Here is a 26,868-nt window from a genome sequence, read left to right on the forward strand (position 1 = left end):
CGTGAAGGGCTGCGTTCAGAGCGTGGCGCCGCGCCGCCGATCCGGTTTGCCGCACACCATCGCCACGCATTTGCGCATCACCGACGGCAACGCCTCCTCGTCCAGCGTGGCAAGGGACCGAAGCAGGCCCTCGGCGGCAATCCGCGGCACCTGCGCGGCAAACAGGTCGATGACGAGCTCGAAATGCGTGAAGCCATGCCGCACCTGCCCCGCCGGCCGCCAGTCCGTCGGCATCGGCGCGGCGGCGCGGACCTCATCCGCCGACCAGGGCTCGCCCCGCCATTCCGTCCCCGGCAGCTCGGTCATCCCGCCCAGCAGGCCCCGGGCCGGGCGGCGGCGCAGCAACACCTGCCCCGCGGGATCGGTCAGCCAGAAATGCACGCCATAGCGCAAGGGCCGCTGCTTCCTGGGCGCCTTGCGCGGCAGCTCCGAAGCGATCCCCTGGCGCCGGCCGGCGCAGGCTTCCACCCAGGGACAAAGACCACAGGCGGGCTGCGCGGGCGTGCACAGCGTCGCCCCCAGATCGAACAGCGCCTGGGCGAAATCGCCCGGCCGGGCGCGCGCGGCGGGCTGCTCCCCAAGCCGGTCGGCCGCCTCACGCAGTGCCGGCTTGGCGGCGGGCAAGGGGTCCTGGATCGCGAACACGCGCGCCGCGACCCGTTCCACATTGCCGTCCACCGGCACGGCCGGCACCCCGAAGGCGATCGCGGCCACCGCCGCGGCCGTGTAGACGCCGATGCCGGGAAGCGCCCGCAGCCCGTCCAGGTCCGACGGAAAGCCGCCTCGCGCCACCACCGCCTGGGCACAGGCGTGCAGGTTTCTGGCGCGGGCGTAGTAGCCAAGCCCGGCCCAGGACGCCAGCACCGACTCGATGGGCGCGTCGGCCAGCACCCGCACCGTCGGGAAGCGGCTTACGAACCTCTCATAGTAGGGTATGACGGCCGCCACGGTGGTCTGCTGCAGCATGATCTCGCTCAGCCAGACGCGATACGGATCGGGACTCTCCCCGGCCTCGGCCCGCCATGGCAGGCGGCGGCGATGCCGGTCATACCAGCGCAGGAGCGACTCGGCGGAAGCGATGGCGGATGACGGCACGGACAAAGGTATGACAGCCCGCGGCGGCGTTCTCCAGGGCCCGCGTCCGATCGGCGCGCTGGTGCCGTCGGTCACCCGCCCGGCCTATCGCCGCCACAGCCCGGCCGCGGCACAGATCATGGCGGACTGGCCATTGATCGTCGGCCCCCGGATCGCCGCGATCACCGCCCCGCGCCGGCTTGACCGCGGCACCTTGACCATCGGCTGCTCCGGTCCCGCGGCGATGGACCTGCACTATGTCGGTTCGGAGCTGATCCGCCGGATCAATGCCCATGTCGGGCCCGGCAAGGGCGCGCCCGCGGTGACCGCGCTGCGCTTTACCCAGGCCGGCATGCCGCCACGATCCGCGCCCGCGCGGCAACCGCCGCCGGAAGCAGTCGCCGAGGCCGAGGCGGCCGTCGCCGATCTGCCGGAAGGCGACCTGCGATCCGCGCTGGCCGCGCTTGGCCGAGTCGTGCTGGGCCGCGACCGTCAGCGCGCCGGCCTCCGTCAGCGCGGATCACGCTTGCAGCACAATGCCTTAGCCGGCAAGCCGGACCCCGGCCGGCCCTGACTGGGCCACCGTGGTGCTCGACACTCCGCCGCCTGTTGTCGTATGGACTAGATATAGAGGTATCAATGCAGTTTTCCCGTCGCTTCCTACTATCCCTAGTGCCCGCCAGTGCCATGCTGCCGGTTCTGGCCCACGCCGATGAGGATGTCACGCGGGCTGAGCGATCGGTCGGCAAGCCGGACGCGAAGGTGGTGGTGCAGGAGTTCTTCTCCCTGACCTGCACGCATTGCGCCGCCTTCTCTCAAGAGACGTTTCCGCAGATCAAGACCAACCTGATCGACAAGGGGGTCGTGCGCTGGGTGTTCCAGGACTATCCGCTGGACCGCACCGCGCTGAGCGCATCCATGGTCGCGCGCTACCTGCCGGTGGACCGTTATCTGCCGTTCATCGAGGCGCTGTTCGCCACCCAGGACCGCTGGGCCTTCAACCGGGGCAACAATCCGACGGATGAGCTATGGAAGACCGCCGCCCTGGCCGGCATGAGCCGCCCGACCTTCGACAAGGCGATCAATGACACCGCGCTGCGCGACTGGATCCTGCAGCAGCAGCAGGCGGCGACCCAGAAATGGAAGATCGACTCGACTCCGAGCTTCGTGATCGACAACCAGAAATATGCCGGGGAAATGAGCTACGAGGCCTTCCGCAAGCTGATCCCGTCATAAGGCGACCCACAGGAGTTTCGTTTGCCGGTCAGCTTCCGTCGTCTGCGCATCGCGGGTTTCAAAAGCTTCGCCGAACCGACCGCGGTTGAAATCCTGCCCGGGCTGACCGGCATCGTCGGGCCCAACGGCTGCGGCAAGTCCAATGTCGTGGAGGCGCTGCGCTGGGCCATGGGCGAGTCCAGCGCCCGCAACCTGCGCGGCGGAGAGATGGAGGACGTGATCTTCGCCGGCACCGCTGGCCGCGCCTCCCGCAACATCGCCGAAGTGACGCTGGTGCTGGATGAGACGGTCGGCAAGGTCCCGCCGCCCTTCCACGAACAGCCCGAGCTGGAAATCGTCCGCCGCATCGAGCGTGGCAGCGGATCGGCCTACCGCATCAACGGCAAGGAGGTTCGCGCCCGCGACGTGCAGACCTTGTTCGCGGATATCGGTTCAGGCGCCCGCACCTCCGCCATGGTCAGCCAGGGCCGCGTGACCGGCCTCGTGAACGCCAGGCCGGAGGACCGGCGCGGCGTGCTGGAAGAGGCGGCCAATATCACCGGCCTGCACGCCCGCCGGCATGAGGCGGAACTGAAGCTGCGCGCCGCCGAGGCCAACCTGGCGCGCGCCGAGGACCTGCGCGGCCAGTTGGAAGCCCAGTTGGCCGGGTTGAAACGCCAGGCCCGCCAGGCCAGCCGCTATCGCAATATCTCCGGCACCATCCGCACCGCCGAGGCCGAGCTGCTGTCCGTGCAGCGCGCCCGCGTGGATGCCGCCAGGGCCGAGGCCGCCGCCACGCTGGCGGCCGCCGAGCAGGCGGTCGCCGAAGCGAATGACGCCGCGCGCCTGGCGCTGGGCAAGGCCGGCGATAGCTCGGACGTGCTGCCGGCCCTGCGCGAACGGGAAGCCGAGGCGCGCACGGTGCTGGAACGCCACCGGATCGCGCAGGAACAGATCGCCGGCGAGGAACAGCGCGCCCGCACGGAACTCGCCGAGGCGGAGCGCCGCCTGGGACAGATCCGCAACGACCTGGACCACGCCCGGCAACTGCAGCGGGACGCCGCCGCCGCCGAGGAACGCCTGGGCGCCGAGGAGGCGAGCCTGGCAATGGCCGATGACGGGTACGAGGAACGGGCCGCGCAGGCCGAGGCCGTCGCCGTTGCCGCCGCCGAGGCGGTGCGCGGCGCGGAAGCCGAGGCCAATCGCGCCACCGAGGCCGCCGCCGAGGCCAATGCCAGGGCACAGGCGGCAACGCAGATGCTGGCCCAGGCGGAAAGCCGGGCCACCCGGGTGAACCAGCAGTTCCAATCGCTGACGCAGGATCGGGCCCGCGTGGCCGCCCAGCAGGTCGATCCGGCCGCGGTCAGCAAGGCCGCCGAGGAGACGGCGCAGGCGGAAGCCGCCGCCACCGCGGCACGCCAGGCGGTGGAACAGGCAGAGCAGGCCCGCGCCGCCGCGGCCACCGCGCTGACCGCCGCGCGCGAAGCCCAGGCAGCCGCCGATTCCGCCCGCGCCCGGCTGGCCGCCGAAGCCCAGGCCCTGGCCGAGGTGCTGGCGGTGAAGGATGGCGAGCGCTGGCCGCCGATGATCGATTCGCTGACGGTCGCCGCCGGGCTGGAGGCCGCGCTGGGCGCGGTGCTGGGCGAGGAGCTGACCTCCGCCCTGGACCCGAATGGCGCCCGCTACTGGGTGGCGTTGCCGGCCTTCGATCCGGTACCCGCCCTGCCCGCCTGTGCCACGCCGCTCTCATCCTTCGTGCAGGGCCCGCCGGCGCTGGCCCGCGTGCTCTCGCAGATCGGGCTGGTGGAGAACGAGCAGGACGGCGGAGCCCAGCAGACCTCGCTGCGGCCGGGTCAGTCCCTGGTCTCCCGCGCCGGGGCGATCTGGCGGTGGGACGGCTACACGATCCGCTCCGGCACGCCGACCCAGGCGGCGGTGCGCCTGCAACAGCGGAACCGTCTGAACGATTTGCGCGCGCGCCTGGGCGTCGCCGAGCAGCAGGCTGCGGCCGCGCGCGCCGGCCGAACCCAGGCGGAAGCCGCGGCGCAGAGCGCCACGCAGGCGGAGCAACAGGCCCGCGCCGCGCGGCGGGACCGGGAGAATGCCCTGGAACGGGCCAGGGCGGCCCTCGCCACGCTGCGCAACCAGGCCAATACCGCCGCGGCGCGCCTGGCCGCGGTCGACGACCAGCTCGCCCGGGTGAGCGGAGAGCGCGACGAGGCGCAGGCCGCGCTGGACCAGGTGCGGCAGGCCCAGGCGGACCTGCCCGATATTGCCGCCCTGCGCGACGCGGTGACAGCGACCCGCACGGCCCTGTCGAATGCGCGCGCGGCGGAGACCTCGGCACGCACGCAGCGGGATTCGCTGGCCCGCGAGTACGCGGCCCGCGCCAACCGGCGCAAGGCGATTGCCGCCGAACGGGGCGGCTGGGCCGAACGCGCCGCCGACGCCGCCGGCCGGGTCACCGATCTGGCTGCCCGGCAGCAGGAGGCGGAAGCGGCGCTGGGCACGCTGCAAGCTCGGCCGGCGGAAATCGCCGCCCGCCGCGCCGAAGCGCTGGACATGCTGAAGGCCGCCGAGGAGGCGCATCGCCGCGCCGCCCAGGAGATGAGCGCGGCGCAGGCCCAGGCCAGCGAGACCGACCGCGCCGCACGCGCCGCCGAGGCGGCCGTCGCGGCCCGGCGCGAAAACCTGGTGCGGGCCGAGGCCGCGCTGGAGCAGGCCAGTCACGCCTGGGGGGCGGTGGCGGAGCGCATCCTGGAGCGCCTGGGCGTGAACCCCGACCTGCCCGAACCGCCGGCCGAGCTGACCCAGGAAGCCGAGGACAAGGCCCGCAGGCGCCTGGAGCGGCTGCAGAAGGAACGGGAGGAGATGGGTCCCGTCAACCTGCGCGCCGAACAGGAGGTCGAGACGGTCGAGGAGCAGATCGCCACGATCGAGAAAGAGCGCGAGGAATTGACGACGGCGATCGCCAAGCTGCGCGGCTCGATCGGGCATCTGAACCGCGAGGGGCGGGAGCGGCTGACGGCTGTGTTCCAGGAAGTCGACCGCAACTTCCAGCAGCTCTTTACCCACATGTTCGGCGGCGGGCGGGCCCACCTGGCCCTGGTCGGCTCCGACGACCCGCTGCAGGCCGGTCTGGAGATCTACGCCCAGCCGCCCGGCAAGAAGCTGGCGATCCTGTCGCTGCTGTCGGGTGGCGAGCAGGCGTTGACGGCACTGTCGCTGATTTTCGCCGTGTTCCGCTGCAATCCAGCCCCGGTATGCGTGCTGGACGAGGTCGACGCGCCGCTGGACGATGCGAATGTGGACCGGTTCTGCACCCTGCTGGAGGACATGGTGCGGGACACCGGCACGCGGTTCCTGGTCGTGACCCACCACCCGATGACGATGGCGCGGATGGACCGGCTCTATGGTGTGACGATGCAGGAACGCGGTGTGTCCCGCCTGCTGTCGGTCGATCTGGCCGCCGCCGCCGGCATGGTGGAACACTCGCTGATGGCGGCGGAATAGCCGGCGAGCCGGTGCCGCATTCGCGTCACAAAGCGGTCATCGCGAGGATACAATCGCGTGGGAGCCTCGCATCGTCCAATCAGATGCATGAGGTGACGTCATGGCAATCTCGACACGTTTCATGACGGCATCGGCCTTCGGCGGCCTCGTCGCCGTCGGACTGATGGCCGCTCCGGGGCAGGCCCAGGCGTGGTGGCGGGGCGGGATCGGCGTGGTGGTGCCGCCCGTCGTGGTCGGCCCGCCGGTCGTGGTCGCTCCCGCGCCGGTCTATGCCGCGCCACCGGTCGTGTATGCGCCGCCGCCCCCCGCTTATTATCCACGTCCGAGGGCCTGGATTCCCGGTCACTGGCGGGGTGGCTACTGGATTCCCGGCCATTGGGCCTGAGCCAGCGGACATGAACCATCAGGCTTGAATCGCCGCACCTGTGAGCATCTCCGCTTGAGGTGACCCGGGTATCGCGTCTATCATCGGACGCGTTCCATGGCGGCGATGGAGTTCGCCCTAATTGCCCATTTGGGCTGATGACTCCTACCGATCTGGCTGTGCCGGAGGGGTAGGATATGGGGCAAGGCTTTCCCGACAAGCATATCCAAGTGGACTGGCCGGCGGTGTCGACACCCCGGCCAGGTCACGCATGCGCGCCGTGTATCGGTGCGCGCCAGCATGGGGAGGTGGTGGGATGAAGCATCGCATTACGTACATCGACGCCATGGAAATTCTCGATTCGCGCGGCAACCCGACGCTGGAGGTTGAGGTCGTCCTGGGCTCCGGCGTCAGAGCCACGGCCAGCGTGCCCTCCGGGGCGTCGACCGGCGCGCTGGAGGCGGTCGAACTGCGCGATGGCGATGGCCGCCGGTACGGCGGCAAGGGCGTCCGCAAGGCGATAGAGGATGTCCGCGGAGAGATTGCGTCGGCGCTGGCCGGCAAGGGTGCGCTGGATCACGCGGAGATCGACCAGTTGCTGATCGACCTGGACGGCACGCCCAACAAGTCCCGGCTTGGCGCCAACGCGATCCTGGGGGTTTCGATGGCCGTGGTGCGGGCCGGCGCGGCGGCGGAGAAGCGGCCGCTGTACCAGTTTTTCCCGCGCGCGGAACGGCGGCTGCCAATGCCGATGTTCAACGTCCTGAACGGCGGCAAACATGCCGACAGCAGCCTGGACTTCCAGGAGTTCATGCTGGTGCCGGTCGGCGCGCCCAGCTTCGCCGAGGCTGTACGCTACGCTTCAGAAACGTTCCATGCCTTGCGGGATCTGCTTGCCGCGGCGGATCAGCCGATCGCGGTCGGCGACGAGGGCGGCTTCGCCCCCCGCCTGCCGACCAATGAGCTCGCCTGCGAGTTCATTGTCCGCGGCATCGAAGCCGCCGGCTATCGACCCGGGGAGGACATCGCGATCGCGCTGGATCCCGCCGCGACGTCGTTCTTCGACGGCGAATACGCCCTGACCCGCACGCGACGCGGACGCAAGACGGCCGCGGAGATGATCGCCCTCTACGGCGACTGGGTCGCGCGCTACCCCATCGTATCGATCGAGGACGGATTGGCGGAGAACGACTGGGACGGGTTCCGTGCCATGACCGATTTCACCGTCGCCATGGGGGGCGGCCAGATCAAATCCGGCTCGTTATGCCGGGGCGAGCGCGTCGCGAAGTACAACCGGCTCCTGCGGATCGAGAAAGAGCTGGGACGGGACGCGATCTTCACCAACCCGTTTGCCAAGCGGCGCTGAACGGGGCGTTACCGCCCGCGACTCACATCCACCCGGGCGGCGCAGGGTGGATGTGGGCCTTCACGGCTTGAGCCGGTTGCGCGATGACCGTCAGCCGCTGAGCCGTGCGGGCTGATCATGCGCTTCCTCCTCCGGACCGAAGATCTGCCGGTACAGATCGATACCGAAGCTGCGCGGGAGCGGCCTGGCCGGGTGCAGCCGGAAGGTCCGCGTTCCTCCCGGATCGGGATCGGCGCGCAGAAACAACACCCGGTCGTCGTCGAAGAACACTCTGGCCAATTCGTACATATGCGTGACGAAGAACACGGTCACGCCGCTGTCCAGCAGCGCCGACACGACCTGGCGGGCGATCTCGGCCCCCTCCCGCTCATGCGTCGCGGCGAAGGATTCGTTGAACAGCACTAGCGCGCCGGGGCGGATATGATCGGCGATCTCGCTCATGCGGACCAGTTCCTCGTCAAACTTGCCGCTGCGCATCGACCGGTCCTCCTGCCGCTTGTAATGCGTGAACAGGCCGGAACGCAGTGACGACGAGAACTGCTCCGCGGTGACAAACAGGCCGCATTGCAACATCAGCTGAGCGACGCCGACACTGCGCAGAAAGGTCGATTTGCCACCCCGGTTCGCACCCGTGATGATCACCAGCGGCCTGTCGCCCGCATCCACATCGTTTCCCACCGCGCGGCAGCCCAAGGTCAGGGACAGGCAGGTATCGCGCAGATCGCGGCAGCGGAAATACCGTGGCGCGTCGCTCACTTCGGGAAAGCAGGTCGATTCGCCGATCCCGTCCAGGCGGTCCTTGAGATTGAGGCAGCCGACATAGAAGGCCAGTTCGTCCCGCAGCGCCTTCAGGAAGCCCAGCACATGTTCCGCGGACCGGTAAATAGCGTCCGAGATCTGGCCGAGGCCGCGATTCTGCAGCTCGCTGAATGCCTGCGCGCCGGCATCGTCACGTGGTTGCAATTGCAACGTATAGCTTTTGACACCGATCGCCGGCAGGTATTGCATCCAGCTCATGTCCCGCGGCTGCGGCTTGCGTAGTACCAGCCCCGCGGCCTTGCCGCCGCCGCCGACATGGGCGCTCAGCAACACGCCGGCGCCGAATGTGAGGCTGTTCAGGTCGTCCGCCACCGCCGCCAGGTACGTGTCGTCCAGGTCCCGGCGCAGCATGACGAGAAGTTGCTGCAAACCCGTGGAGGCAAACCGGTCGGCATGCGCAAGGCAGGTGTCGCGCAGGCGCCGCAGCAGGGCGAACGCATGCTGCAAGGTCCGGACCGCGCTGCCGACCATGGCCGAGGGCTCATGGCCATACAGGCTGAAGTCCCAGCTTCTTTCCCGTCCGAACGGCTCCCCCGCCATGGCGTAGAGCCGCCGCACCAGCTCGGGGTTCGCCAGACAGTCCTTCAGGATACCCTGCCGGTAACGGACCGTCGTGCTGTCGTTGGTCCAGGCTTCAGCACACACCGCTGCCATGACGGTCCGAATCAGCCGGTCGCTGCCGGCCGCGGCGGCGATCAGCACGTCCAGCTCGATATCCTGGGCAAAGCGTTCCGCCAGGCCCGCCCGCACCGATGCGGTATCGAAATCACGGTCCGGATACATCAGGCAGGTCTTCATGGCCGTATCCTCGCGCACAGCCGCTCATAGGTGACGCCGCGCTTTTCCGCCAAAGACAGCGCATAGGCCAGTCCGTTCGCCGGCATGCGCTTCACCCGGAATGTCCGGTTCGCCGGATTATCCGGATCGACCATGCTGACCATGCTGACGGTCTTCGCGCTCAAGCTGGTCAGGCCGTCGAGGAAGGTGACGCACACCCCAAGCGCATCGGTCGCCAGGATGCGTTCCATCACCTTGGTACTGAGCAGGATCTGGTCATCCAGGCTGGTCGAATTGAAGACCTCATTGAGGATGACAACGCTGTCGCCGGTCATCACCTCGCAGGTCCGGTGCAGACGGAACAACTCATCCTCCAGCTTGCCGCGGAGATTGGTGATATCCTCCTCGCGTTCGAAATGGGTGAAGACCTGATCGGCCAGGAACAGGCGCGCCCGCGTGCCGGGTACCGGGCAACCCAGGCCGGCCAGGATATGCATCTGGCCGAACATCCGCGAAAAAGTGGTCTTGCCGCCCTGGTTGGCGCCCGTGACGACCAGCATCCGTTCCGCGCCGGTCAGGCGGAAATCATTGCATATGACAGGCTTCCGTTCCGACACCAGCTTGGCGGCCAACGCCAGGTCGAAGGCCTCGTGCGCCTCGGTCTCCTTGCTTACCGCCGAAACATCCGGATGGCAGAACGGCAGGTTGGCCGCCTTCATCGGCGCGATGAATTCCAGGTACGAGACGAAGAAGGCGATCTCCCGCTCAAATCGGGCAAGCGCCTGGTCAATGAACTCCGCCCGGCGCGTGACAAACGCGGCCAGTGCATGGAACTCATCGGGAAACAGCTTCGCCACGAATGCCAGGATGGCTTCTTCGATATGGTTCAATGCGAAATCATCGCCCGGTGGACGCGGCGGTCGCGCGCCCACCGGTTCGGTTCGGAAACGCGCGAAACGATCCAGTATCGTCGCCGCGAAATCCACCTCGTCGGCGTATTTGCGCACCGTCACCTTGTCGCCGCGAAACAGCATGCCGTAGCTCAGGTCGGCCAAGGCCCGCGTCAGGTCGTCGGCCTCACCCGCCAGGCTGCTGAAGGCCGGCGACGCCCTGTAATCCGCCAGATAGGCCAGCAGTTCCGATAGCGCTTCAGAGCGCGGTCGGTGCAACTGCAAGCCTTCCGACAGCGACAGCACCGCCCGACAATAAAGCGTGATGGCGCGCAGCGTCACCGCATGCTGGTGGCTCGCCCGGTCGATCGGCGCGGCATAGGCCAGGTTGGCCCTGACCGTCCGCATCGCCCCGGAAAACGCCTGCATGACCTCGAAGACACCAGGCCGCTCCAGGTCGGCGAACACCGCCTGGCGATAGCGGATGATGTCTTCGCGACGCGACGGAGAGTAAAACAGCGGCCGCAGCACCGCCTCATCCCGATCCGCGACGATCGCGTTGACCACCTGATCCAGATTCAGATCGACAAAGCACGCCGGCTGCTCCGCACGCGGGGTCTCGGGTTCGCCGGGAGGAAACAGGACGCTGCGGAATATCGGCGGCGCCGATCCGGTGTCACGATCTAGCGGAACCGAAGGCAAGGCGGCCCGACGGCCGGCCGCCATGTTCCCGTCTGGAAGCCCCAGCGGGGATCCATCTGATATCGACCATTCTGTCATCACCACCCTGCCTCAGCTGCCGGTAACGGCACGCATCTCTATTGGCAGGAGTCATCAGCGTACGGAGCATGACAGGGGACTCCATCCCTTGCTCTGGACGTAGGTCCGCGAGAACGCTCAGTCAAGATCGATGCGCACGTGCCCCTGGTGCCGACCCAGGCGGCCCACGCCGGCATGGTTGACCGCTCGGCCTTGTTGGTCCACCGCTGATCGGATGCTGCGCCGCTTCGAACGCCTGCTGGACCCGACCGCCGGACAGCCCGATCCGCCGCCGACCGCCGGGCTGATGCGGTTCTACTGGCATTTCATCCGCCAGGTGCGCGGCCTGACCGCGGCGCTGTTCGTGTGCGGCGGCCTGATCGCGATCCTGGATACGATGATCCCCGCCTTCATCGGACGGGTCGTCGGGTTCGTTTCGACATCGACGCCGGACACCCTGTTCGCCGACCACGGGCCGGCCCTGCTGGGCATGGCCGCCATCCTGGTGCTGGCTCGCCCGGCCGCCTTCATGGCGCACAACATCCTGGTCAACCAGGTCGTCAATCCCGGGTTCTCCAACATGATCCGGTGGCAGAATCATTGGCATGTGGTGCGGCAGAGCTGGACGTTCTTTCAGAACGATTTCGCCGGCCGGATCGCCAACCGCGTGCAGCAGACCGGGCCGGCCCTGCGTGAAAGCCTGGTGATGGCGTTCGACGCCGCCTGGTACATCGTCGTCTACGGCAGCTCGGCGCTGCTGATGCTCGCGCACCTGGACTGGCGGCTGATGGTGCCGATGACGGCCTGGTTCGGCTGCTACGCCGTCATGCTGCGCTACTTCGTGCCGCGGCTGCGCGATCGCTCCCGCCGCGTGTCGGAAATGCGCTCGACGCTGACCGGACGGATCGTGGACAGCTATACGAACATCCTGACGGTGAAACTGTTCGCCAAGGCGCTGGATGAGGACGCCTTCGTGCGGGATGCGGTGGACGACCATACGCGGGCCTTCCGCGACCAGACGCGCCTGACATCCGGCTACACGATGACATTGTCGATGATGAACGCGCTGCTCGTGGTCGGCACCGCAACCGTGGCGCTGTGGCAATGGACCCAGGGCCAGATCGTCCTTGCCGCCGTCGCCACGGCCATTCCGCTCTCCTGGCAACTGACGAATATCGCCGGCTGGGTGGCACGCAGCATCACCAGCATCTTTGAGAATATCGGCACCGTGCAGGATGGCATGCGCTCGATCGACGTCGCGCGACAGATGCCGGACCCGCCGGGCGTGACGGACCTGCATGTGCACGGCGGCGAGATCCGCTTCGAGGACCTGCATTTCGACTACGGCCGCATCCGCGACGTGGTGACGGGACGGCAGGCCACGCAGGCCCCGGCCGTGCTGCACGGCATCGACCTGACGATCGCCGCCGGGGAACGCGTGGGCCTCGTCGGGCCGTCGGGCGCGGGCAAGTCGACGCTGGTGAACCTGCTGCTGCACTTCTACGACCCGGCGCGGGGCCGCATCCTGATCGACGGCCAGGACATCGCCCGCGTCACACAGGAAAGCCTGCGGGCCCATATCGCCATGGTGACGCAGGACACGTCGTTGCTGCACCGGTCGATTCGCGACAACATCCGGTACGGCCGGCCTGACGCCACCGAGGCACAGGTGATCGACGCCGCTCGCAAGGCCGAGGCGCATGACTTCATCATGGGGCTGGAAGACTGGCACGGCCGCCGCGGCTATGACGCGCATGTCGGCGAACGCGGCGTGAAACTATCCGGCGGCCAGCGCCAGCGCGTCGCCCTGGCGCGGGTCATCCTGAAGGATGCCCCGATCCTGATCCTGGATGAAGCGACTTCGGCCCTGGACTCCGAGGTGGAGGCCGCGATCCAAGGCCAGCTTGACCGGCTGATGGAGGGTCGCACGGTCATCGCGATCGCGCATCGGCTGTCGACCATCGCCCGGATGGACCGGCTGATCGTGTTGAACCAGGGGCGCATCGTCGAAAGCGGCAGCCATGCCGAACTGCTGCGCCAGGGTGGCGTCTATGCTCGGCTTTGGCACCGCCAGTCGGGTGGATTCCAGGCGGACGGAGTCCGGTCGGGCGAGTACCAGCCGGCCGATGCCGCGGAACTGCGGCCGTAAAGCGCGATTGCCGGCATGGGACCACCAGGGGACGCGACATCCACACCGGCAATCCGCGCCGCGAGGCCGGATTGAAAACCGCCGGCACCTGCGGGAAGCTGCGGGCAAGGATAACGGAGGAATCCAGTTCATGGTCGGGTTGCTGCAGGGAAAAGTCGCGCTGGTCACCGGCGGCGGCAACGGGATAGGGCGGGAGACCGCGCTGGTGATGGCACGCGAAGGCGCGCGCGTGGCGGTCGCCGACTACGAAGCGACCGCGGCGGAAGAGACGGTGGGCCTGATCAACAAGGCCGGCGGCCAAGCGATTTCCCTGTCGGGCGATGTCACGCGCGCCGCCGATGTGAAGGCGATGGTCGACGGCGCCACCGCCGCCTATGGCCGGCTGGACTGCGCCTTCAACAACGCCGGCATCGCCGGACACCAGGTCGACTCCGTGGGCCAGATGACGCACGAATGGTCCGAAGCCTCCTTCGATCGCATGATCCAGGTGAACCTGAAGGGCGTCTGGCTGTGCATGAAGCTGGAGGTGCCGGCAATGCTGGCGAATGGTGGCGGCGTGATCGTCAACACCGCCTCGATCGCCGGGCTGGTCGGGCTGAAGGGCTCCAGCGCCTATGTCGCCTCCAAGCACGGCGTGATCGGGCTGACCAAGACGGCGGCGATGGAATATGCCCAGCAGGGCATCCGGGTGAACGCCGTGTGCCCCGGGTTCATCGAAACCCGCATGACCGCGCCTTCGCGCCCGACGCGTGGTGAGGCCGTGATCGCGCGCACCCCGCTGGGCCGCTATGGGGAGCCGAACGATATCGCCGAAATGGTGACGTATCTGTGCAGCGACCGGGCAAAATACATCACCGGCGCCGCGTATGAGGTGGATGGCGGCTGGACCGCGACATAGGGGCGGGGCCGTCCGAGAGGCCGGCTCAGAACACCAGCTTGCCGCCGACGACGACGAGGGTGGCGGCAAGCACCGTGCGCAGAACCCGGTCCGGCACGCGTGACGACAGGTGGCTGCCCAGGATGATGCCAGGCACCGACCCGCATAACAGCGAGGCCAGCAGCACCCAGTCCACCGAACCCAGCCACCAGTGGCCGAGCCCGGCCAGCAAGGTCAGCGGCACGGCATGCGCGATGTCGGACCCGACGATGCGGGGCAGCGGTTCCCGCGGATAAAGCGCCAGCAGGGCGGTGACGCCCAGCGCGCCCGCGCCCACCGACGACAGGGTGACCAACACCCCCAGCACCGCGCCGGTGATCACCGTCAACCCGGCGGCCTGGCGCGGCGGCAGTCGATCCAGGGTCGGTCCGACCATCCGCAGCAATTGCTGGCGGAACAGCAGGGATACCGCCGTCAACAGCAGCAGCACACCCAGCATCAGCGCGATCACGCGGCCGCTGCCATGCGTGGCCATGCCGTAATGGGATGCCACCAGAAGAGTCAGCATCGTGGCCGGAATACTGCCGGCCGCCAACCGGCCGGTGATCCGCCAGTCGACCGTGTGATTCGCCCCATGGACCAGGGTACCGACCGTTTTCGTCGCCGAGGCGTATAGCAGGTCGGTCCCGACGGCGGTCGAGGGGTGCACTCCAAACAACAGGACCAGCAACGGCGTCATCAGCGCACCGCCTCCGACACCTGTCTGACCAACCAGCAGTCCGACAAAAAAGCCTGACAGCACAAATCGAAAATCGATTGAAAATAGTGAGGACATTCAAAGCCCGGAATGCGTCGCGGCTATTGGTAGCACAGGCACCGGGCGCCCGCACCTGCCTGCATGCGCCGCCCCCCACCCCGCTTGCCGGGTTGCGGCCGGGCCGGCTACCGCGGCAGTGTCACCGTCGCCTTCAGGCCTCGCGGCGCGCGGTTGACCAGCGTCACGTCACCACCATGGGCGCGAAAGATGTTCCGGGCGATCGGCAGGCCCAGGCCGACGCCACCTGTTTCCCGGCTGCGGCTGGGGTCGCCGCGGTGGAACGGCTCGAACACGCGATCTATCTCGGCGGCGGGAATCCCTGGCCCTTCGTCCTCGACCTCCACCACGACCGAATCAAACCTCGGCGTCGACAGCCGTACAACGGCGCCGCCTCCATAATGGACGGCATTGGCGACCAGGTTGACGAAGGCCCGCTTCAGGGAAAGCGGGCGGACCTGCAAGGTCAGATGGGATGGCCCCTCATACCGCAGCACCTCCTGTGCGCTGGGCCAGGCATCGCCGACCTCGTCGACGATAGTGCGCAGTAATTCGGCGAGATCAATCGGCGACAGCGGCTCCGTCGACCGCGCGTCGCGCCCGAAGGCCAGGGTGGCCGACACCATCGCCTCCAGCTCCTCCAGGTCGGCGAGGATCTTGGCGCGCTGCTCGTCATCCTCGACGAACTCCGCGCGCAGCTTCAGCCGCGTGATGGGAGTGCGCAGGTCATGGCCGATCGCGGTCAGCAGCTCCGTCCGGTCCTGCACGAAGCGCCTGATACGCATCGCCATCGTATTGAACGCGATGGCGGCGGTGCGCACTTCCGATGGTCCGGTTTCCGGCAGCGGCGGCGCATTGACGTCCCGACCCAGCGCCTCGGCCGCCTCCGCCAGGACACGCACCGGCGCGATCAGGCGACGCACGGTCCACAGCGTCAGGACCGCGGCAGCCAAGGTCATCAGAACGAACGCCACCAGGAATGTCGGCGAGTGCCAGGGCCGCAGCGGATCCAGGTGATCGGCGATGTTCAGCCACGTCCCGTCCGGCAGCCGCAAGCCCATCACCACGCGCCCGAAGGGCGGGCCGCCATAGATCACGATGTCACGCCAGGGCATCTGTGCGTCGCTGAACGGTACCATGTTCAGATGCAGCCGGATCAGCCGCTGCTCCATCGGCGGCATTTCCGGGAGGTCCGGCTGCGGCGGCGCGTCACTGACGGTGGCCGACAGGTCGGGCGGATGGCGCATGCGGTCCAGCACCTCCGCCCGCCGCGCCGGATCGGTCAATGCCATCGCGCGGTACAGGCCGCTGGCCCGGAAGGACAGGTCTCGCGCCTGCGCCAGGCGCTGCACGTCCAGCCGGTCCAGCGCATGGATCGTCAGCCCGGCGCCCTGCACCGCGACCAGCCCGACCAGCAGCACCACGGCCGTGCGCCCGGCCAGGCTCGCCGGCCAGAGGCGGATCGTCACGCCCGCTCGACGCTGGCGGCGAGCACGTAACCGCCGCCGCGCACCGTCTTGATCAGCTGAGCATGCCGGCCGTCATCTTCCAGCTTGCGGCGCAGCCGCGACACCGCGACATCGATCGCCCGGTCGAACGGCCCGGCCTGCCGCCCACGCAGCAGGTCCAGCAGCATGTCGCGGGTCAGCACGCGGTTGGCGCGCTCGACCAGGGCGAGCAGCAGGTCGAACTCGCCACCGGTCAGGGCGACTTCCACGCCCTCGGGGTTCAGCAGGCGACGCCTGGCGGGCTCCAGCGTCCAGCCGCTGAACGTCCAGCCGCGCAGTGCCTGTTCGCGACGCGGCTCTCCCTGGTCCGTGGTCCGCCGCAGGACAGCGCGAATCCGTGCCAGCAATTCCCGCGGGTTGAATGGCTTGGCCACATAATCGTCGGCGCCCAGCTCCAGCCCGACGATCCGATCCGTCTCCTCCCCCATCGCGGTGAGCATGACGATCGGCACATCGCCCTGGCTGCGCAGCCAACGCGCCACATCCAGCCCCGATTCGCCCGGCAGCATCAGGTCCAGCACGACGAGCTGATAGTGCCCGTTCATCCAGGCGCGCCGCGCCTCCTTCCCATCACGCACCGCGGTGACGCGAATGCGTTGATTTTCCAGGAAGCGAGCCAGCAGGTCGCGGATTTCGCGATCGTCATCGATCACGAGGATGTGGGGGGTCGGGTCCATGGGCTGTTACATAAGCCCAGATCCCCCGCATCGGAATCGCGGTTGCACTTTTTTGCATTTCGCACGGGCATGGCCAGAAACCGGACATGTTGGTCGGCGATAAACGGGTTGGATACCCGACCACCTGGAGGTACCTGATCCATGCGTTCATCCCTTATTGCTGTCGCCGCGGCAGCATTCGTATCAGGTGGCATTGCCACCGGCGCCGCCCTGTCGCTGGCCCAGTCCACGCCGGCGGCGCCCGCACCGGCCGCCGATGGCGCCGCTCCGCCCATGCACCCCGGACCTCAAGTGGAAGCGGCGGATGGACCGATGGGGATGCGCCCGCATCCCATGGGCCCTGCGATGCACCACTGGTGGCATCGGATGCACACCTTCGCCCTGATCTACCCGTCCGCGGACCGGAACCTGGACGCGAGTGACGTCAAGAAGATCGCCGAGGCATTCCTGCTGTGGAACGGCAACCATAGCTGGAAGATCGCGGACGTCGCGCCGACGGCGGACGGATCGATCGCATTCAGCGTCACGACCGGCGACGGATCGGTGGTAGCCAAGTTCACCATGGACCCGCACACCGCGCGGCTGCGCCGGATTTCCTGAAGCAGGGTCGGCCTGACCCGTCCCTGCCTTGGCCATCCGGTCTCCGCCGGCGCGGAGCGGCGTCGGCGGAAATCGTGCCATGTCTGGCGGGGACGGCGCGTCCCGGCGTCAGTGACGCATGAACAGCGGCATGTCCGCCTCGGCGAGCATGTACCGGGTCACACCGCCGAACATGGCCTCCCGCCATGGTCCATGGGCAAAGGCGCCCATCACCAGCAGGTCGGCGCCGAACCGATGCGCCGCGCGCAACAGCCGGGCGCCGACCGAGCCCTCACCCTCCGGCACCTCGTGACAGTCCGCCTCGATCCCATGCTCCGCCAATACGGCCGGCAGCCCGCACGGATGGTCCGCGCACAGCACGTGCACCTTGTCCGCGTGGCGCAGCAAGGCGAGGCCGTCCCGTACCGCCCCCGCCGAGCGGGCATCGTCATTCCATGCGATCGCCACCACCTTGCCGATGGGGCCGGCATGGCCGGGCGGAACGACCAGAACGGGACTGCCCGTGTCGAACAGCGCCGCGTGCAGGCACTCCCGCATCCGCTCCCCCTGATGCGGAACCGGACGCGAGATGACGATCGCATCGCTGCGGCGTCCCTGCTCGGCCACGATCGTCGCGGCATCGCCCTCGATATCGATCAGCTCCGTCCTGACGCCGGCCGGCTGGGATTCGGTCTGCCAGTCATCCACGACGTCACGCAGGCGCGCCGCCCAGTTCTCCTGCTCCGCTCGGACGGCCTCCGCGCGGTCCTCCGTCAAGACTTCCTCCGAGGGGAGAACCGCGGCGGCGGGCGGCAGACGGATTGCCAGGGCCTTCAGGCGCCCGCCACCCTCCCGGCTCAGCAGCCTGGTGCCGGCGTCCAGCAGGGTCTTGGCATCCTCCGGGGTGTGCAGAACAGCCACGGCAACCTCCCCCATCCCGCCTGGCGCCGGCGTGACGGCGGCAGCCCGCGAGGGGATGCTCCGCACGTGATGCGCGCCGGAGAAGCCGGCATAGACGGCGGTGAGGCACAGGACGACTGATAAGCCGATATTCAGCAGTGCCTGTCCCGTCCGCCCGTCGCGCGCCAGATCCAGCGTCTGCAGGCTGAATGAGGAAAACGTCGTGAAACCGCCGCAGATGCCGATCATCACGAAGGCGCGCAGATCGGCCGAGACGGCATACCGGCTGTCATTCGCCGTCAGCGTACCGAAGAATCCGATGACGAAGGAGCCGAGGATGTTGATCAGGATCGTGCCCCACGGGAACTGCGGACCCGTGAAGCGCGCCACCGCGGTGGCCATTCCGGCGCGCGCGATGCTGCCCAACGCGCCACCGATCGCGACGTAGAGATAAAGCAAACCGATCCGCCTCCGAACATGGCCACATGCCAGACCGGCACCCGGACCGGCACATCGGCACGGGTCTAGTCCAGCACTCCCACCGCGGGCAACGGCCGTTCGCGGCGGGAGGGATCGGCCAGGGGCACTCCGGAGGCTCCGTCTCCTTCGGCCGAGGATGGGACAGGGTCAGCCGCGCCGCAACGAATGGCCCGACACCAGTTCGCGGGACACGCCACACGCGCCGGTTGACCCGGTTCCGCCGGTTCCGAAGGATCATGACCGGGTGACGCAGGACCGGGTGACGCAGCACCGCCTTGGCGGCCAGTCCTGCGTCACCGATACGCGGAAATCAGGCCGGCATCCGATGCAACGCGCACAGCTTGTTGCCGTCCGGGTCGCGCAGATAGGCAAGATACATCGGGAACGCGCCGCCGGTGCGCACGCCGGGCGGATCCTCGATCGAAGTGCCACCGGCGGCGACGCCGGCGTCGTGCCAGGCCTTCGCCTGCTCCGGCCCCGTCATGGCGAAGCCGATCGTGCCGCCATTGGCGGGCGTGGCCGCCTTGCCGTCGATCGGCTTGCTGACGAGGAACAATCCGCCATTGTACATGTAGACTAGGCGCCCCTTGGGGTCCACGGAGCCCGGCTTGCCGCCAAGCGCGCCGAACAGCGCGTCGTAAAACTTCTTCGAACGATCAATGTCGTTGCTGCCCACCATGACATGGCTGAACATGCGGTTTCCTCCTCATGAGATCCGGTGCGGACCGGCGGCGGCAGCAGATCACGGTTCCCCTCCGCCGAAAAGCCCTGCCTGGACCAGCCGGCCGCTCGCACGCCTCGTCGCTTCAGCCCTTCAGCAGCTTCGCCGCCCAGTCGGAGACCGCGTCGCCGCTGCTGATGTCGGGCTGGACCAGGCCATCGATCATGAAGGTGGGCGAGACATGGATGCCGTTCTGGCGGGCGTATCTGCAGTGCCATTTGACCTCCCGATCCAGGTCCGGGATGGCGAACGCCTCGGCCAGCGCGACGCCGCTGTAGTCCTCGATCCGGCGGAGGATGTCGTGCGGGGTGGCATCCATGTTCGGACCTCGGCAGTGCCGTTCGAACTCGAACTCCTCGCGATGCGCGCCTACCGCTGTCATGACGGTCCTGGCGGCCTCCTTGCCGCCCGGCAGCGTAGAGGCCGCCAGGATGCAGCGCACGATCACCCCCGAATACATGTGCCAGGGCTGGGACTGCAGACGGATCTTTACCGTGATCCGATCAGCGCCGGCCTGCGCCAGCAGATCATCGAGCTTGCCGAAGGCCCGCACCGAGAAGGGACAGGTCGGCTCCAGGAAGATCTCGAACACCCGGGGACCGGTGCCCCAGGTCAGCGGATCGGCACGCCACGTCGTGTCTGTCATCGGATCATCCTTACTACAATATGGGGCTACGATATGGGCGAAGCGCGGCTGTCCCGCCGCCCGGCGGTATCATGAACGACAGCACGTTCCGGAAGGCAGCGAAAGCTCACGCGGGATACGCCGCGCCGGATGGCTCGCGCCGCTTGGGCACGCACCGGCCAGGCCCATATCGCGGCCGGACATGACCGGCGACGGCCGAGGGGCAAGCCGGGAAGACTCCACGCGGCGCGCTCCGCCCGGTAAGACGCGTCCGTGCCACATACCCCACCCTTGGCAGCATTGGCCGCCGTCGACACGCTGATCGCGCTGGACCCGGCCTTCGCGTCGATCCAGGACCGCGCCGGCCCGCTGCCCTGGCGCCGCCGGACACCGGGCTTCCCCGGCCTGCTGCAGGCGATCGTGGCGCAGATGATCAGCAATGCCGCCGCGGCCGCGATCTGGGGGCGGCTGCGGGCGATCCCCGGCGCGCTGGACCCGGCGACTCTGCTGACCCTGTCCGACGACACGCTGCGCGCCGCCGGTCTGTCGCGCCCCAAGGTCGTGCATGCCCGAGCCCTCGCCTCCGCCTTTTTAGACGGCACACTCAGCGCCGAGCGGATCGCCGGGCTGGAGGATGAAGCGGCTGTCGAGGCGATTGCGGGCGTCAAGGGTCTCGGCCGCTGGACAGCCGAGGTCTACCTGCTGTTCGCGGTGGAGCGGCTGGACATCTTTCCATCCGGCGACATCGCCCTGGCTGCGTCGCTGGCGGACCTGAAGCGCCTGCCCGCGCGGCCCTCTCCTCGGGAACTGCGGTCGATTGCCGCCGGATGGCAGCCGGTCCGGTCGCTCGCCGCCCGGCTGCTCTGGCACCATTGGCGGTACATCACCGGGCGGCCGGCCATGGACGATTTTCCGGCGACGTGACAGACAGTGCGCGATGGTTCGCAGCCGGCTGGCAGAAAACGCGGATCGCACCGTCAAATCAAATACTTAAAGTCTGAACCACAGGAGTCGCCTCGCGTATGTCCGCCGCTCGCCTGCTGATGTCCCGCCAGGGAGCCATCGCCACCGTCACGTTCAACCGCCCCGAAACGCGGAATGCCTTCGATCTGGCCATGTGGCGTGGCCTGCAGGCGATCATGGAAGAGCTGTCGCGAGACGACTCCCTGCGCTGCGTCGTGCTGCGCGGGGCGGGGCACCAGGCCTTCTGCGCGGGCGCCGATATCGGCGCGTTTGAACAAGAGCGAGGCACCCAGGAGCGGGAAGCCGAATACGCGCATGTGCTGGATGAGAGCATGCAGTCGATCCGGCTGTGCCAGCATCCGGTGGTGGCGATGATCATGGGCCATTGCCTGGGCGGCGGCGCGGGTATCGCCACCATGTGTGATTTCCGCGTCGGCGGGGAAAGCATCCGCATGGGCATTACCGCCCGCAACCTGGGCGTCTGGTACCCGTATGCCGAGATCGACCCGATCATCACCCTGGCCGGCACCGGCGTCGCGTCGGAAATGCTGATCGAGGGCCGCATCTTCACCGGGCGAGAAGCCTATGAAAAAGGGCTGCTGTCCCGTGTCGTGCCCGACGATCGCGTGGAGGTCGAGGCGATGGCACTGGCCGAGCGCATCGCCCAGGGTGCCCCGCTGTCCGCGCGCTACCACAAGATGGCGCTGCGGAAGTTGCGCGGCCCGTTGCCGATCGGCAAGGAAGAGGAGCTGGCCACCAGCGATTTCACCCGCACCCAGGATTTTCGCAACGCCTGCAAATCCTTCATGGCCAAGCAGAAGCCGGTGTTCCACGGGCACTGACGGCCGGCGCCGTCCATGATGAGAGCCGTCGGTAACCTTTTGTTTAGGAACTGCCCGCACACTGGGTGGCGTGAACGCATTCAGCCCATCGCCGGCGGATCTCCATCACCCGGCCACGTTCCAGGACCGGGGCGCGGCGGTGCCTTTCACCACGCCCATGCTGGCCGGCGCCCGGGTGCGGGACACCGGCCGGCAGGGCAAGGAACTGGTCGTTCATAACCCCTCCGGCGGACGGGGCGTCTATATCCTGCCCCTGCGCGGCATCCGCCAGCATTACCGTCCCACCGTGCACGACGTCTTGCTGGCCAGGCGTATCGACACCCTGCCCACGCTCTCCCCCAGCTCCGTCCGCGAAGCCGCTCGGGCCACTGCCGCCGAAGGCTACGCGGGCGACGCGGCGAGACCCGTGGCGCGCGGTGCCGCCGAAGCCGACCGCACCCGTGCCCTGATGTCCGAGTTCCACCTGCTGAACCTGTTGGTGGAGCAGATCGAACCCAGCGGCGACAAGATCACCGACGTCGGCGCCCAGGCGGCCGAGCTGCAACGGCGGGGTCGCGGCGTCCTCACGCGCCTGAGCCGGCGATTTGGTCGAAGTGGGCCGGAACTGGGCCAGGCGCTCGCCGCGATGGCGGTCCTGTTCGCGCCCGTCGGCGTGGATGGCGACCCGGTACCCTCCCGCATCGTCCGCCTGACGAGCCTCGTCCGTCAGACCCGTGACCAGATCCTGGACACGGCGGCCCGTGGCGAAACCGGCGTCGGCGCGCTGGGCAGGGCCATCGCGGCCTCGGCGGATATCGTGCTGCTGTGTGCCGAGGCCGCCCTGGCCGCGGCGCGCGCGCTGACCAGCGATCCGGTCGCGCTGCTCGTCCGCTGGTTCGGCGGCCACGCGGATGTGGTGGCGACCGCCACCCGGCCGGAATGGTTCCTCGACGGCTGGGAGCAGATCACCTTGCTGTGGCGTGTCAGCGCGAACAGCCAGGACCGGTTGGCGGCGCTGTTCGAGATGGCGCAGATCATTCCCTCGCTGCCGCGCGAGGCGATGCAGTGGAGCCCGCGCCCCCTGCCCGCCTCGGCCCTGACGCCGAATGTGCATGTGGCATCGCATAATGATGCGTGGCGGGTCGGTGCCAATGCCTTGCTGCTGATCGAGCGGAACGAGCGCATGCGCGCAATGAGTCTTTGACCGAATGCCAGCGGGGACCGAATGCCAGCGGGGACCGAATGCCAGCCGGCGCTGCCAGCCAGTCCTTGCCGTCACGGCGGGCGCAGCTCCGCCATGGCACGGCCCGGCGATGCACACAGCGCCGCGTCGAGTCCGAGAGGCATAGATAGCCATGAAGGATGACATCAAGGCACTGAAGCGGCAGGTTGCCGGGGCCGAAGATCATCGGCTCCGGCGTGTCGTTGAGACCGTGGACGGGCTGGCCGACCGGGGCGAAGCCGACGAGTTGATCGCCCCGCTGCGCCATCGCCTCGGCGCGCTGCAACTCGCCCGGCCGCTGCGGTTTTCCCGCCTGCTGTTCTACCCCCTCGATCCGCTGATCATGCCGCCGACCACCTGGAGGCTCACCGATCCGGCGCTGCCGCGCAGCGTCGTGACCCCGATGACCCTGATCGTCGAAGCGGCGATGGGCCCCAAGATGGCGACCATCCGCGAATCGATCCGCGACCGCACAACCGATGACGCCGAACTGATCGGCGCCCTGGGTGCCACGTTCTGGCCCGAGGCCGCTTCGATCCTGCGCGTCGCCCAGGTACCCGACGGGTGGGACCAGACCGGGCTGTCACCGCGCGTTTTCCAGGATCTGGCCGCCCGTGCCGCGGCGCTGCTCCGCCAGGCCCCGGTGCTGGATTCTCTGGTGATCGCCACCGCCAACGGGCTGCTGCCGCCCGACCGCAACGCCGTCGACGCCATGCTGTGCGCTGTCATGCAGGAGCGCGCCGACGCCTTGCCGTTGCTGGTGTTGATCCTGCTCAGCCGCCTGTCGCAGGCCGCAGCCGTGCTGTACGACCTGTCGGCCGGCGGCTCACTGCCGGGCCTGCGCGCGGCGATGGAAAGTGCCACCGACCTGCTGTTGCGGCGGCTGGCGGACGGCCAGTCCATCGTCGCGCACAAGCCGTTGGCTGAATTCAGCGCGGCGGTGCGCCAGGTTGCGGAACTGCTGGCGGAGTTGGACCAGGACCAGGCCTCACGCGGCCGGCGGGAACAGATCCGGGAACTGCGCCAGCGGCTGGATCGCGACTGCCAGCGGCAGTTCGACCAGGGCCTGGCACAGGCGTTCCTGATCCCGTTGCGGGCGTCGGCCGGGCCCGCGGCGCAGGTCGACCTGACCGGATTGGAGGCGGTCGCGCGCGGGCTGCGCGTTCTGGAGGCGGAAGGCAGGGCGATCGGCGGTGCCGCGCCGTATCAGAAGAAGATGGCCGGAGCCGCGGAAGCCGTCCGGCAATTGCCCGAGACGGCGGCGATCGATCTGGCCGGCCGGGTACGGCTGGTGGAAATCCTCGAAGGGGCCGACGCGGCGCTCGCGCTGCTAGCGGAGCATGATCGTTCCGCGTAACGCACAGCGGCGCCGGCCTGTCGCGGTCCCGGCAGTCGTCACCCTGGATCGTCACCCTCTATGGTCACCTGCGATCGGCGTGGGATCGGAGGGGAACTGCCATCACCAGCGTGGCATGACGGGCACCGCAATCCGGCGAGGCTCAGCCGCGGCCGGAGAGGATCAGGCGGATCGTGCCGGCCAGGGCTTCTCCCGGCGCCAGGCATGCCATGGCCTGATCCGCGGGCAGGCCAGCATGGTTCAACGCGTCGGGCACGTGGCTGACCGGTTCGGCGCAGAAGAAGTCCCCCCAATCCGGCGTGAACACCTGCAGGTTGGTGAAGGCGGCGCTGGCCGCGATGCACAGGCTGGCGGGTCCGGCGGCGATCGCGGCGCGGCCATCCCATCCGGTGAAGCAGTTGTCGAGCCGCATCGGCGTCACCCGCCTCGACTGGTCGAAGCGCCAATCCGCGGGGACAGGACCGTGCGCGGCCGGCAGCACATCGGGACCGGTCCGCCAGACACCGGTCGCGCCAAAGCGCAACGCCGGGTCATGCGCCTTGGGGAAATACGGATGCAAGCCGAGACCCGCCGGTGCCGGGTGGGGGGCGCGGTTGGTCAGGGCAATGCCGACCGTCACCGAATCCGGCGCCACCGCGTAATCCAGCGTCGCCCGGAACGCGAACGGCCACGCCGCGTCCCCGGCATGATCCAGGCCCAGGCGGGCGCGGCACGCCGTCAGCATCTCCACCGACCAGGGCCGCTGCCAGCCGATCCCGTGGATCGTGTGCGGGCTGTCGCCGAAATTCGGCGTCAGCCGATGGTCCACGCCCCGCCAGGTGAATCGGCCCCGCGCGATGCGGTTCGCGTACGGCAGCAGCGGGAACCATCCCAGCACATGCGGATTGCCGGCCACCACCGCACCGGGAACGGCGCGGCGCAGAACCGGCGTGTTACCGGTCATCCAACCGACCACCCCACCACCGGTCTCCGGCGCCACGACGATGGCGTTCTCGCCCGCCCTCAAGGTGAGCATCGGCTTTTGACTCCGGTTTCGCCGGAGATTAAGGCCGGGCGCGGAGCGACGGAAGGCGGCTCGCATCGCGCGGCGCCGACGCGCACTGTGCCGCCCTCGGACGGGCGCACCCGATCGCAGGAGGGAACGGCGTGGAGGAAGTGGATTGCGTGGTCGTGGGTGCCGGCGTCGTCGGCCTGGCGGTGGCGAGGGCGCTGGCCCTGGCCGGACGGGAGGTCATCGTCCTGGAAGCCGCCGAAGGCATCGGCACCGAAACATCCTCCCGCAACAGCGAGGTCATTCACGCCGGCATCTATTACCCCGCCAACAGCCTCATGGCTCGGTTCTGCGTCGCCGGGCGGCGCGCCCTATATGCCTATTGCGCCGAGAAGGGCGTGCCGCATCGCAACTGCGGCAAGCTGATCGTCGCGACCAGCGCGCAGGAGGACGCGATGCTGGCCGGCATCAAGGCGCGGGCCGAGGCGAACGGCGTCGAGGGCATGCGCGTGCTGACCGCCGATGAAGCCGTGGCGATGGAGCCGAACCTGCGCTGCACGAGCGCCCTGCTGTCGCCCACGACCGGGATCATCGACAGCCACGGCTACATGGTGGCACTGCAAGGCGACGCGGAGAATGCCGGCACGGTGCTGGTGTTCCTCAGCCCGGTGCTGCGCGGGCGCGTGGCGGACCGGCGGATCGAGATCGATGTCGGCGGTGACGATCCGATGACATTGCGCACGCGGCTGCTGGTGAATGCCGCCGGCCTGCATGCACCCGCGCTGGCGAGCCGGATCACCGGCATGCCAAAGGATCGTGTGCCCGGCACCTATTACGCCAAAGGCAATTATTTCACCCTGTCGGGGCGGTCACCTTTCTCCCGCCTGATCTACCCCGTTCCGGTGCCAGGGGGCCTGGGCGTGCACCTGACGATCGACCTGGGCGGCCAGGCCCGCTTCGGACCGGATGTGGAATGGGTCGATTCCATCGATTACGCGGTCGATCCGCACCGGTCGGACAGTTTCTATGACGCCGTGCGGAAATACTGGCCGGGGCTGAAGGACGGCGCGCTGCAGCCAGGCTATGCCGGCATCCGGCCAAAGATCGTGCCGAAGGGTGCGCCGGGACAGGACTTCGTCGTCCAGGGCCCGCAGACGCACGGTGTGGCGGGGCTGATCAACCTGTTCGGCATCGAAAGCCCCGGCCTGACCGCGTCGCTGGCGATCGCGGACCATGTCTTGGAAGTATCGCGGACCGGCTGAACCCGTCCTTCCATTGCACGTCGGTGATGGCGGGCGCCGGCCCGCCATTCATGTCTTTGCCAAAAAGGCACAGGCAAAGGCTGGGGATTTCAACGACACAACAATACAACGAAAAGGGCGGTGTCGCCACCGCCCCTTCCGTTAT

Annotated in this window: 23 protein-coding genes, 1 pseudogene and 1 riboswitch; of the genes and pseudogenes, 13 read left to right on the forward strand and 11 right to left on the reverse strand. The window is 68.5% G+C overall.

Annotation, left to right across the window (positions count from 1 at the left end):
- Nucleotides 1-15: 15 nt before the first annotated feature.
- Nucleotides 16-1,095: an A/G-specific adenine glycosylase gene (gene mutY, locus VHC04_RS03185; protein ID WP_325677867.1), complete on the reverse strand. Its 1,080-nt coding sequence runs from the start codon at nt 1,093-1,095 to the stop codon at nt 16-18.
- A 10-nt stretch (nt 1,096-1,105) separates the two neighbouring features.
- Between mutY and VHC04_RS03190 the strand changes: the two genes are divergently transcribed.
- From VHC04_RS03190 to eno, 5 genes are all read left to right on the forward strand, one after another.
- The gene (locus VHC04_RS03190; protein ID WP_325677869.1) at nt 1,106-1,648 is read left to right on the forward strand and encodes a DUF721 domain-containing protein; all 543 of its coding nucleotides are present in this window, start codon (nt 1,106-1,108) and stop codon (nt 1,646-1,648) included.
- A 65-nt stretch (nt 1,649-1,713) separates the two neighbouring features.
- Nucleotides 1,714-2,310: a DsbA family protein gene (locus tag VHC04_RS03195; RefSeq protein ID WP_325677871.1), complete on the forward strand. Its 597-nt coding sequence runs from the start codon at nt 1,714-1,716 to the stop codon at nt 2,308-2,310.
- Between the two features lie 21 nt (nt 2,311-2,331).
- Nucleotides 2,332-5,802: a chromosome segregation protein SMC gene (gene smc, locus VHC04_RS03200; RefSeq protein ID WP_325677874.1), complete on the forward strand. Its 3,471-nt coding sequence runs from the start codon at nt 2,332-2,334 to the stop codon at nt 5,800-5,802.
- A gap of 100 nt (nt 5,803-5,902) precedes the next feature.
- Entirely contained in the window at nt 5,903-6,187 is a 285-nt protein-coding gene (locus VHC04_RS03205) for a hypothetical protein (protein ID WP_325677876.1), read from the forward strand.
- A gap of 92 nt (nt 6,188-6,279) precedes the next feature.
- A riboswitch (Fluoride riboswitch) is annotated at nt 6,280-6,341 on the forward strand.
- Nucleotides 6,342-6,482: 141 nt separating this feature from the next.
- Nucleotides 6,483-7,532 carry a phosphopyruvate hydratase gene (gene eno, locus VHC04_RS03210; RefSeq protein ID WP_325677878.1) on the forward strand — a complete coding sequence of 350 codons (1,050 nt, stop codon included), beginning with the start codon at nt 6,483-6,485 and terminating at the stop codon, nt 7,530-7,532.
- Nucleotides 7,533-7,622: 90 nt separating this feature from the next.
- Here eno and VHC04_RS03215 read toward each other — a convergent pair whose 3' ends face one another.
- Both VHC04_RS03215 and VHC04_RS03220 read right to left on the reverse strand, forming a co-directional pair.
- Nucleotides 7,623-9,149 carry a MutS-related protein gene (locus VHC04_RS03215; protein WP_325677880.1) on the reverse strand — a complete coding sequence of 509 codons (1,527 nt, stop codon included), beginning with the start codon at nt 9,147-9,149 and terminating at the stop codon, nt 7,623-7,625.
- A complete protein-coding gene (locus VHC04_RS03220) occupies nt 9,146-10,744 on the reverse strand; it encodes a MutS-related protein (protein ID WP_325677882.1) in 1,599 nt (532 codons plus the stop codon). Before VHC04_RS03220 ends, VHC04_RS03215 begins: the two co-directional genes overlap by 4 nt.
- 268 nt (nt 10,745-11,012) lie before the next feature.
- Here VHC04_RS03220 and VHC04_RS03225 point away from each other — a divergent pair, with 268 nt between their 5' ends.
- A complete protein-coding gene (locus VHC04_RS03225) occupies nt 11,013-12,926 on the forward strand; it encodes an ABC transporter ATP-binding protein (protein ID WP_325677884.1) in 1,914 nt (637 codons plus the stop codon).
- Nucleotides 12,927-13,056: 130 nt separating this feature from the next.
- Nucleotides 13,057-13,824, forward strand: coding sequence for a glucose 1-dehydrogenase (locus VHC04_RS03230; RefSeq protein WP_325677886.1), 768 nt, complete (start codon nt 13,057-13,059; stop codon nt 13,822-13,824).
- A 25-nt stretch (nt 13,825-13,849) separates the two neighbouring features.
- Here the strand turns inward: VHC04_RS03230 and VHC04_RS03235 are convergent, their stop codons facing one another.
- From VHC04_RS03235 to VHC04_RS03245, 3 genes are all read right to left on the reverse strand, one after another.
- A complete protein-coding gene (locus VHC04_RS03235) occupies nt 13,850-14,638 on the reverse strand; it encodes a sulfite exporter TauE/SafE family protein (protein ID WP_325677888.1) in 789 nt (262 codons plus the stop codon).
- Between the two features lie 107 nt (nt 14,639-14,745).
- Nucleotides 14,746-16,086, reverse strand: a complete 1,341-nt coding sequence (locus tag VHC04_RS03240) for an ATP-binding protein (protein WP_325677890.1) — start codon at nt 16,084-16,086, stop codon at nt 14,746-14,748.
- Nucleotides 16,083-16,802, reverse strand: coding sequence for a response regulator (locus tag VHC04_RS03245; protein ID WP_325677892.1), 720 nt, complete (start codon nt 16,800-16,802; stop codon nt 16,083-16,085). Before VHC04_RS03245 ends, VHC04_RS03240 begins: the two co-directional genes overlap by 4 nt.
- Before the next feature lie 141 nt (nt 16,803-16,943).
- Here VHC04_RS03245 and VHC04_RS03250 point away from each other — a divergent pair, with 141 nt between their 5' ends.
- Nucleotides 16,944-17,402 (forward strand): hypothetical protein, encoded by a 459-nt coding sequence (locus VHC04_RS03250; RefSeq protein WP_325677894.1) that lies wholly within the window; start codon nt 16,944-16,946, stop codon nt 17,400-17,402.
- A gap of 108 nt (nt 17,403-17,510) precedes the next feature.
- Here the strand turns inward: VHC04_RS03250 and VHC04_RS03255 are convergent, their stop codons facing one another.
- From VHC04_RS03255 to VHC04_RS03270, 4 genes and pseudogenes are all read right to left on the reverse strand, one after another.
- The gene (locus VHC04_RS03255) at nt 17,511-18,317 is read right to left on the reverse strand and encodes a universal stress protein (RefSeq protein ID WP_325678259.1); all 807 of its coding nucleotides are present in this window, start codon (nt 18,315-18,317) and stop codon (nt 17,511-17,513) included.
- A gap of 48 nt (nt 18,318-18,365) precedes the next feature.
- A pseudogene (gene crcB, locus VHC04_RS03260) lies at nt 18,366-18,746 on the reverse strand (fluoride efflux transporter CrcB); the annotation flags it as partial.
- Between the two features lie 325 nt (nt 18,747-19,071).
- Complete coding sequence (locus tag VHC04_RS03265) at nt 19,072-19,455, reverse strand: VOC family protein (RefSeq protein ID WP_325677896.1); 384 nt, start codon at nt 19,453-19,455, stop codon at nt 19,072-19,074.
- 112 nt (nt 19,456-19,567) lie between these two features.
- A complete protein-coding gene (locus tag VHC04_RS03270) occupies nt 19,568-20,128 on the reverse strand; it encodes a DsbA family protein (protein WP_325677898.1) in 561 nt (186 codons plus the stop codon).
- A gap of 252 nt (nt 20,129-20,380) precedes the next feature.
- On the opposite strand from VHC04_RS03270, the gene VHC04_RS03275 reads away from it, so the two are divergent.
- The 4 genes from VHC04_RS03275 (at nt 20,381) to VHC04_RS03290 (ending at nt 24,470) form a co-directional block, all read left to right on the forward strand.
- On the forward strand, nt 20,381-21,031 hold the full coding sequence (locus tag VHC04_RS03275; RefSeq protein ID WP_325677900.1) for a DNA-3-methyladenine glycosylase family protein: 651 nt from the start codon (nt 20,381-20,383) through the stop codon (nt 21,029-21,031).
- 98 nt (nt 21,032-21,129) lie between these two features.
- Nucleotides 21,130-21,912 carry an enoyl-CoA hydratase/isomerase family protein gene (locus VHC04_RS03280; protein WP_325677902.1) on the forward strand — a complete coding sequence of 261 codons (783 nt, stop codon included), beginning with the start codon at nt 21,130-21,132 and terminating at the stop codon, nt 21,910-21,912.
- A gap of 70 nt (nt 21,913-21,982) precedes the next feature.
- Complete coding sequence (locus tag VHC04_RS03285) at nt 21,983-23,095, forward strand: hypothetical protein (protein ID WP_325677904.1); 1,113 nt, start codon at nt 21,983-21,985, stop codon at nt 23,093-23,095.
- A 151-nt stretch (nt 23,096-23,246) separates the two neighbouring features.
- Complete coding sequence (locus tag VHC04_RS03290) at nt 23,247-24,470, forward strand: hypothetical protein (protein WP_325677906.1); 1,224 nt, start codon at nt 23,247-23,249, stop codon at nt 24,468-24,470.
- Nucleotides 24,471-24,612: 142 nt separating this feature from the next.
- Here VHC04_RS03290 and VHC04_RS03295 read toward each other — a convergent pair whose 3' ends face one another.
- Nucleotides 24,613-25,485, reverse strand: a complete 873-nt coding sequence (locus tag VHC04_RS03295; protein ID WP_325677908.1) for an aldose 1-epimerase — start codon at nt 25,483-25,485, stop codon at nt 24,613-24,615.
- Nucleotides 25,486-25,616: 131 nt separating this feature from the next.
- Between VHC04_RS03295 and VHC04_RS03300 the strand changes: the two genes are divergently transcribed.
- Entirely contained in the window at nt 25,617-26,723 is a 1,107-nt protein-coding gene (locus tag VHC04_RS03300) for an NAD(P)/FAD-dependent oxidoreductase (protein ID WP_325677910.1), read from the forward strand.
- Nucleotides 26,724-26,868: the final 145 nt, after the last annotated feature.

Origin of the sequence: Rhodopila sp. (genome assembly GCF_035548095.1) — a bacterium.
GTDB lineage: Bacteria > Pseudomonadota > Alphaproteobacteria > Acetobacterales > Acetobacteraceae > Rhodopila.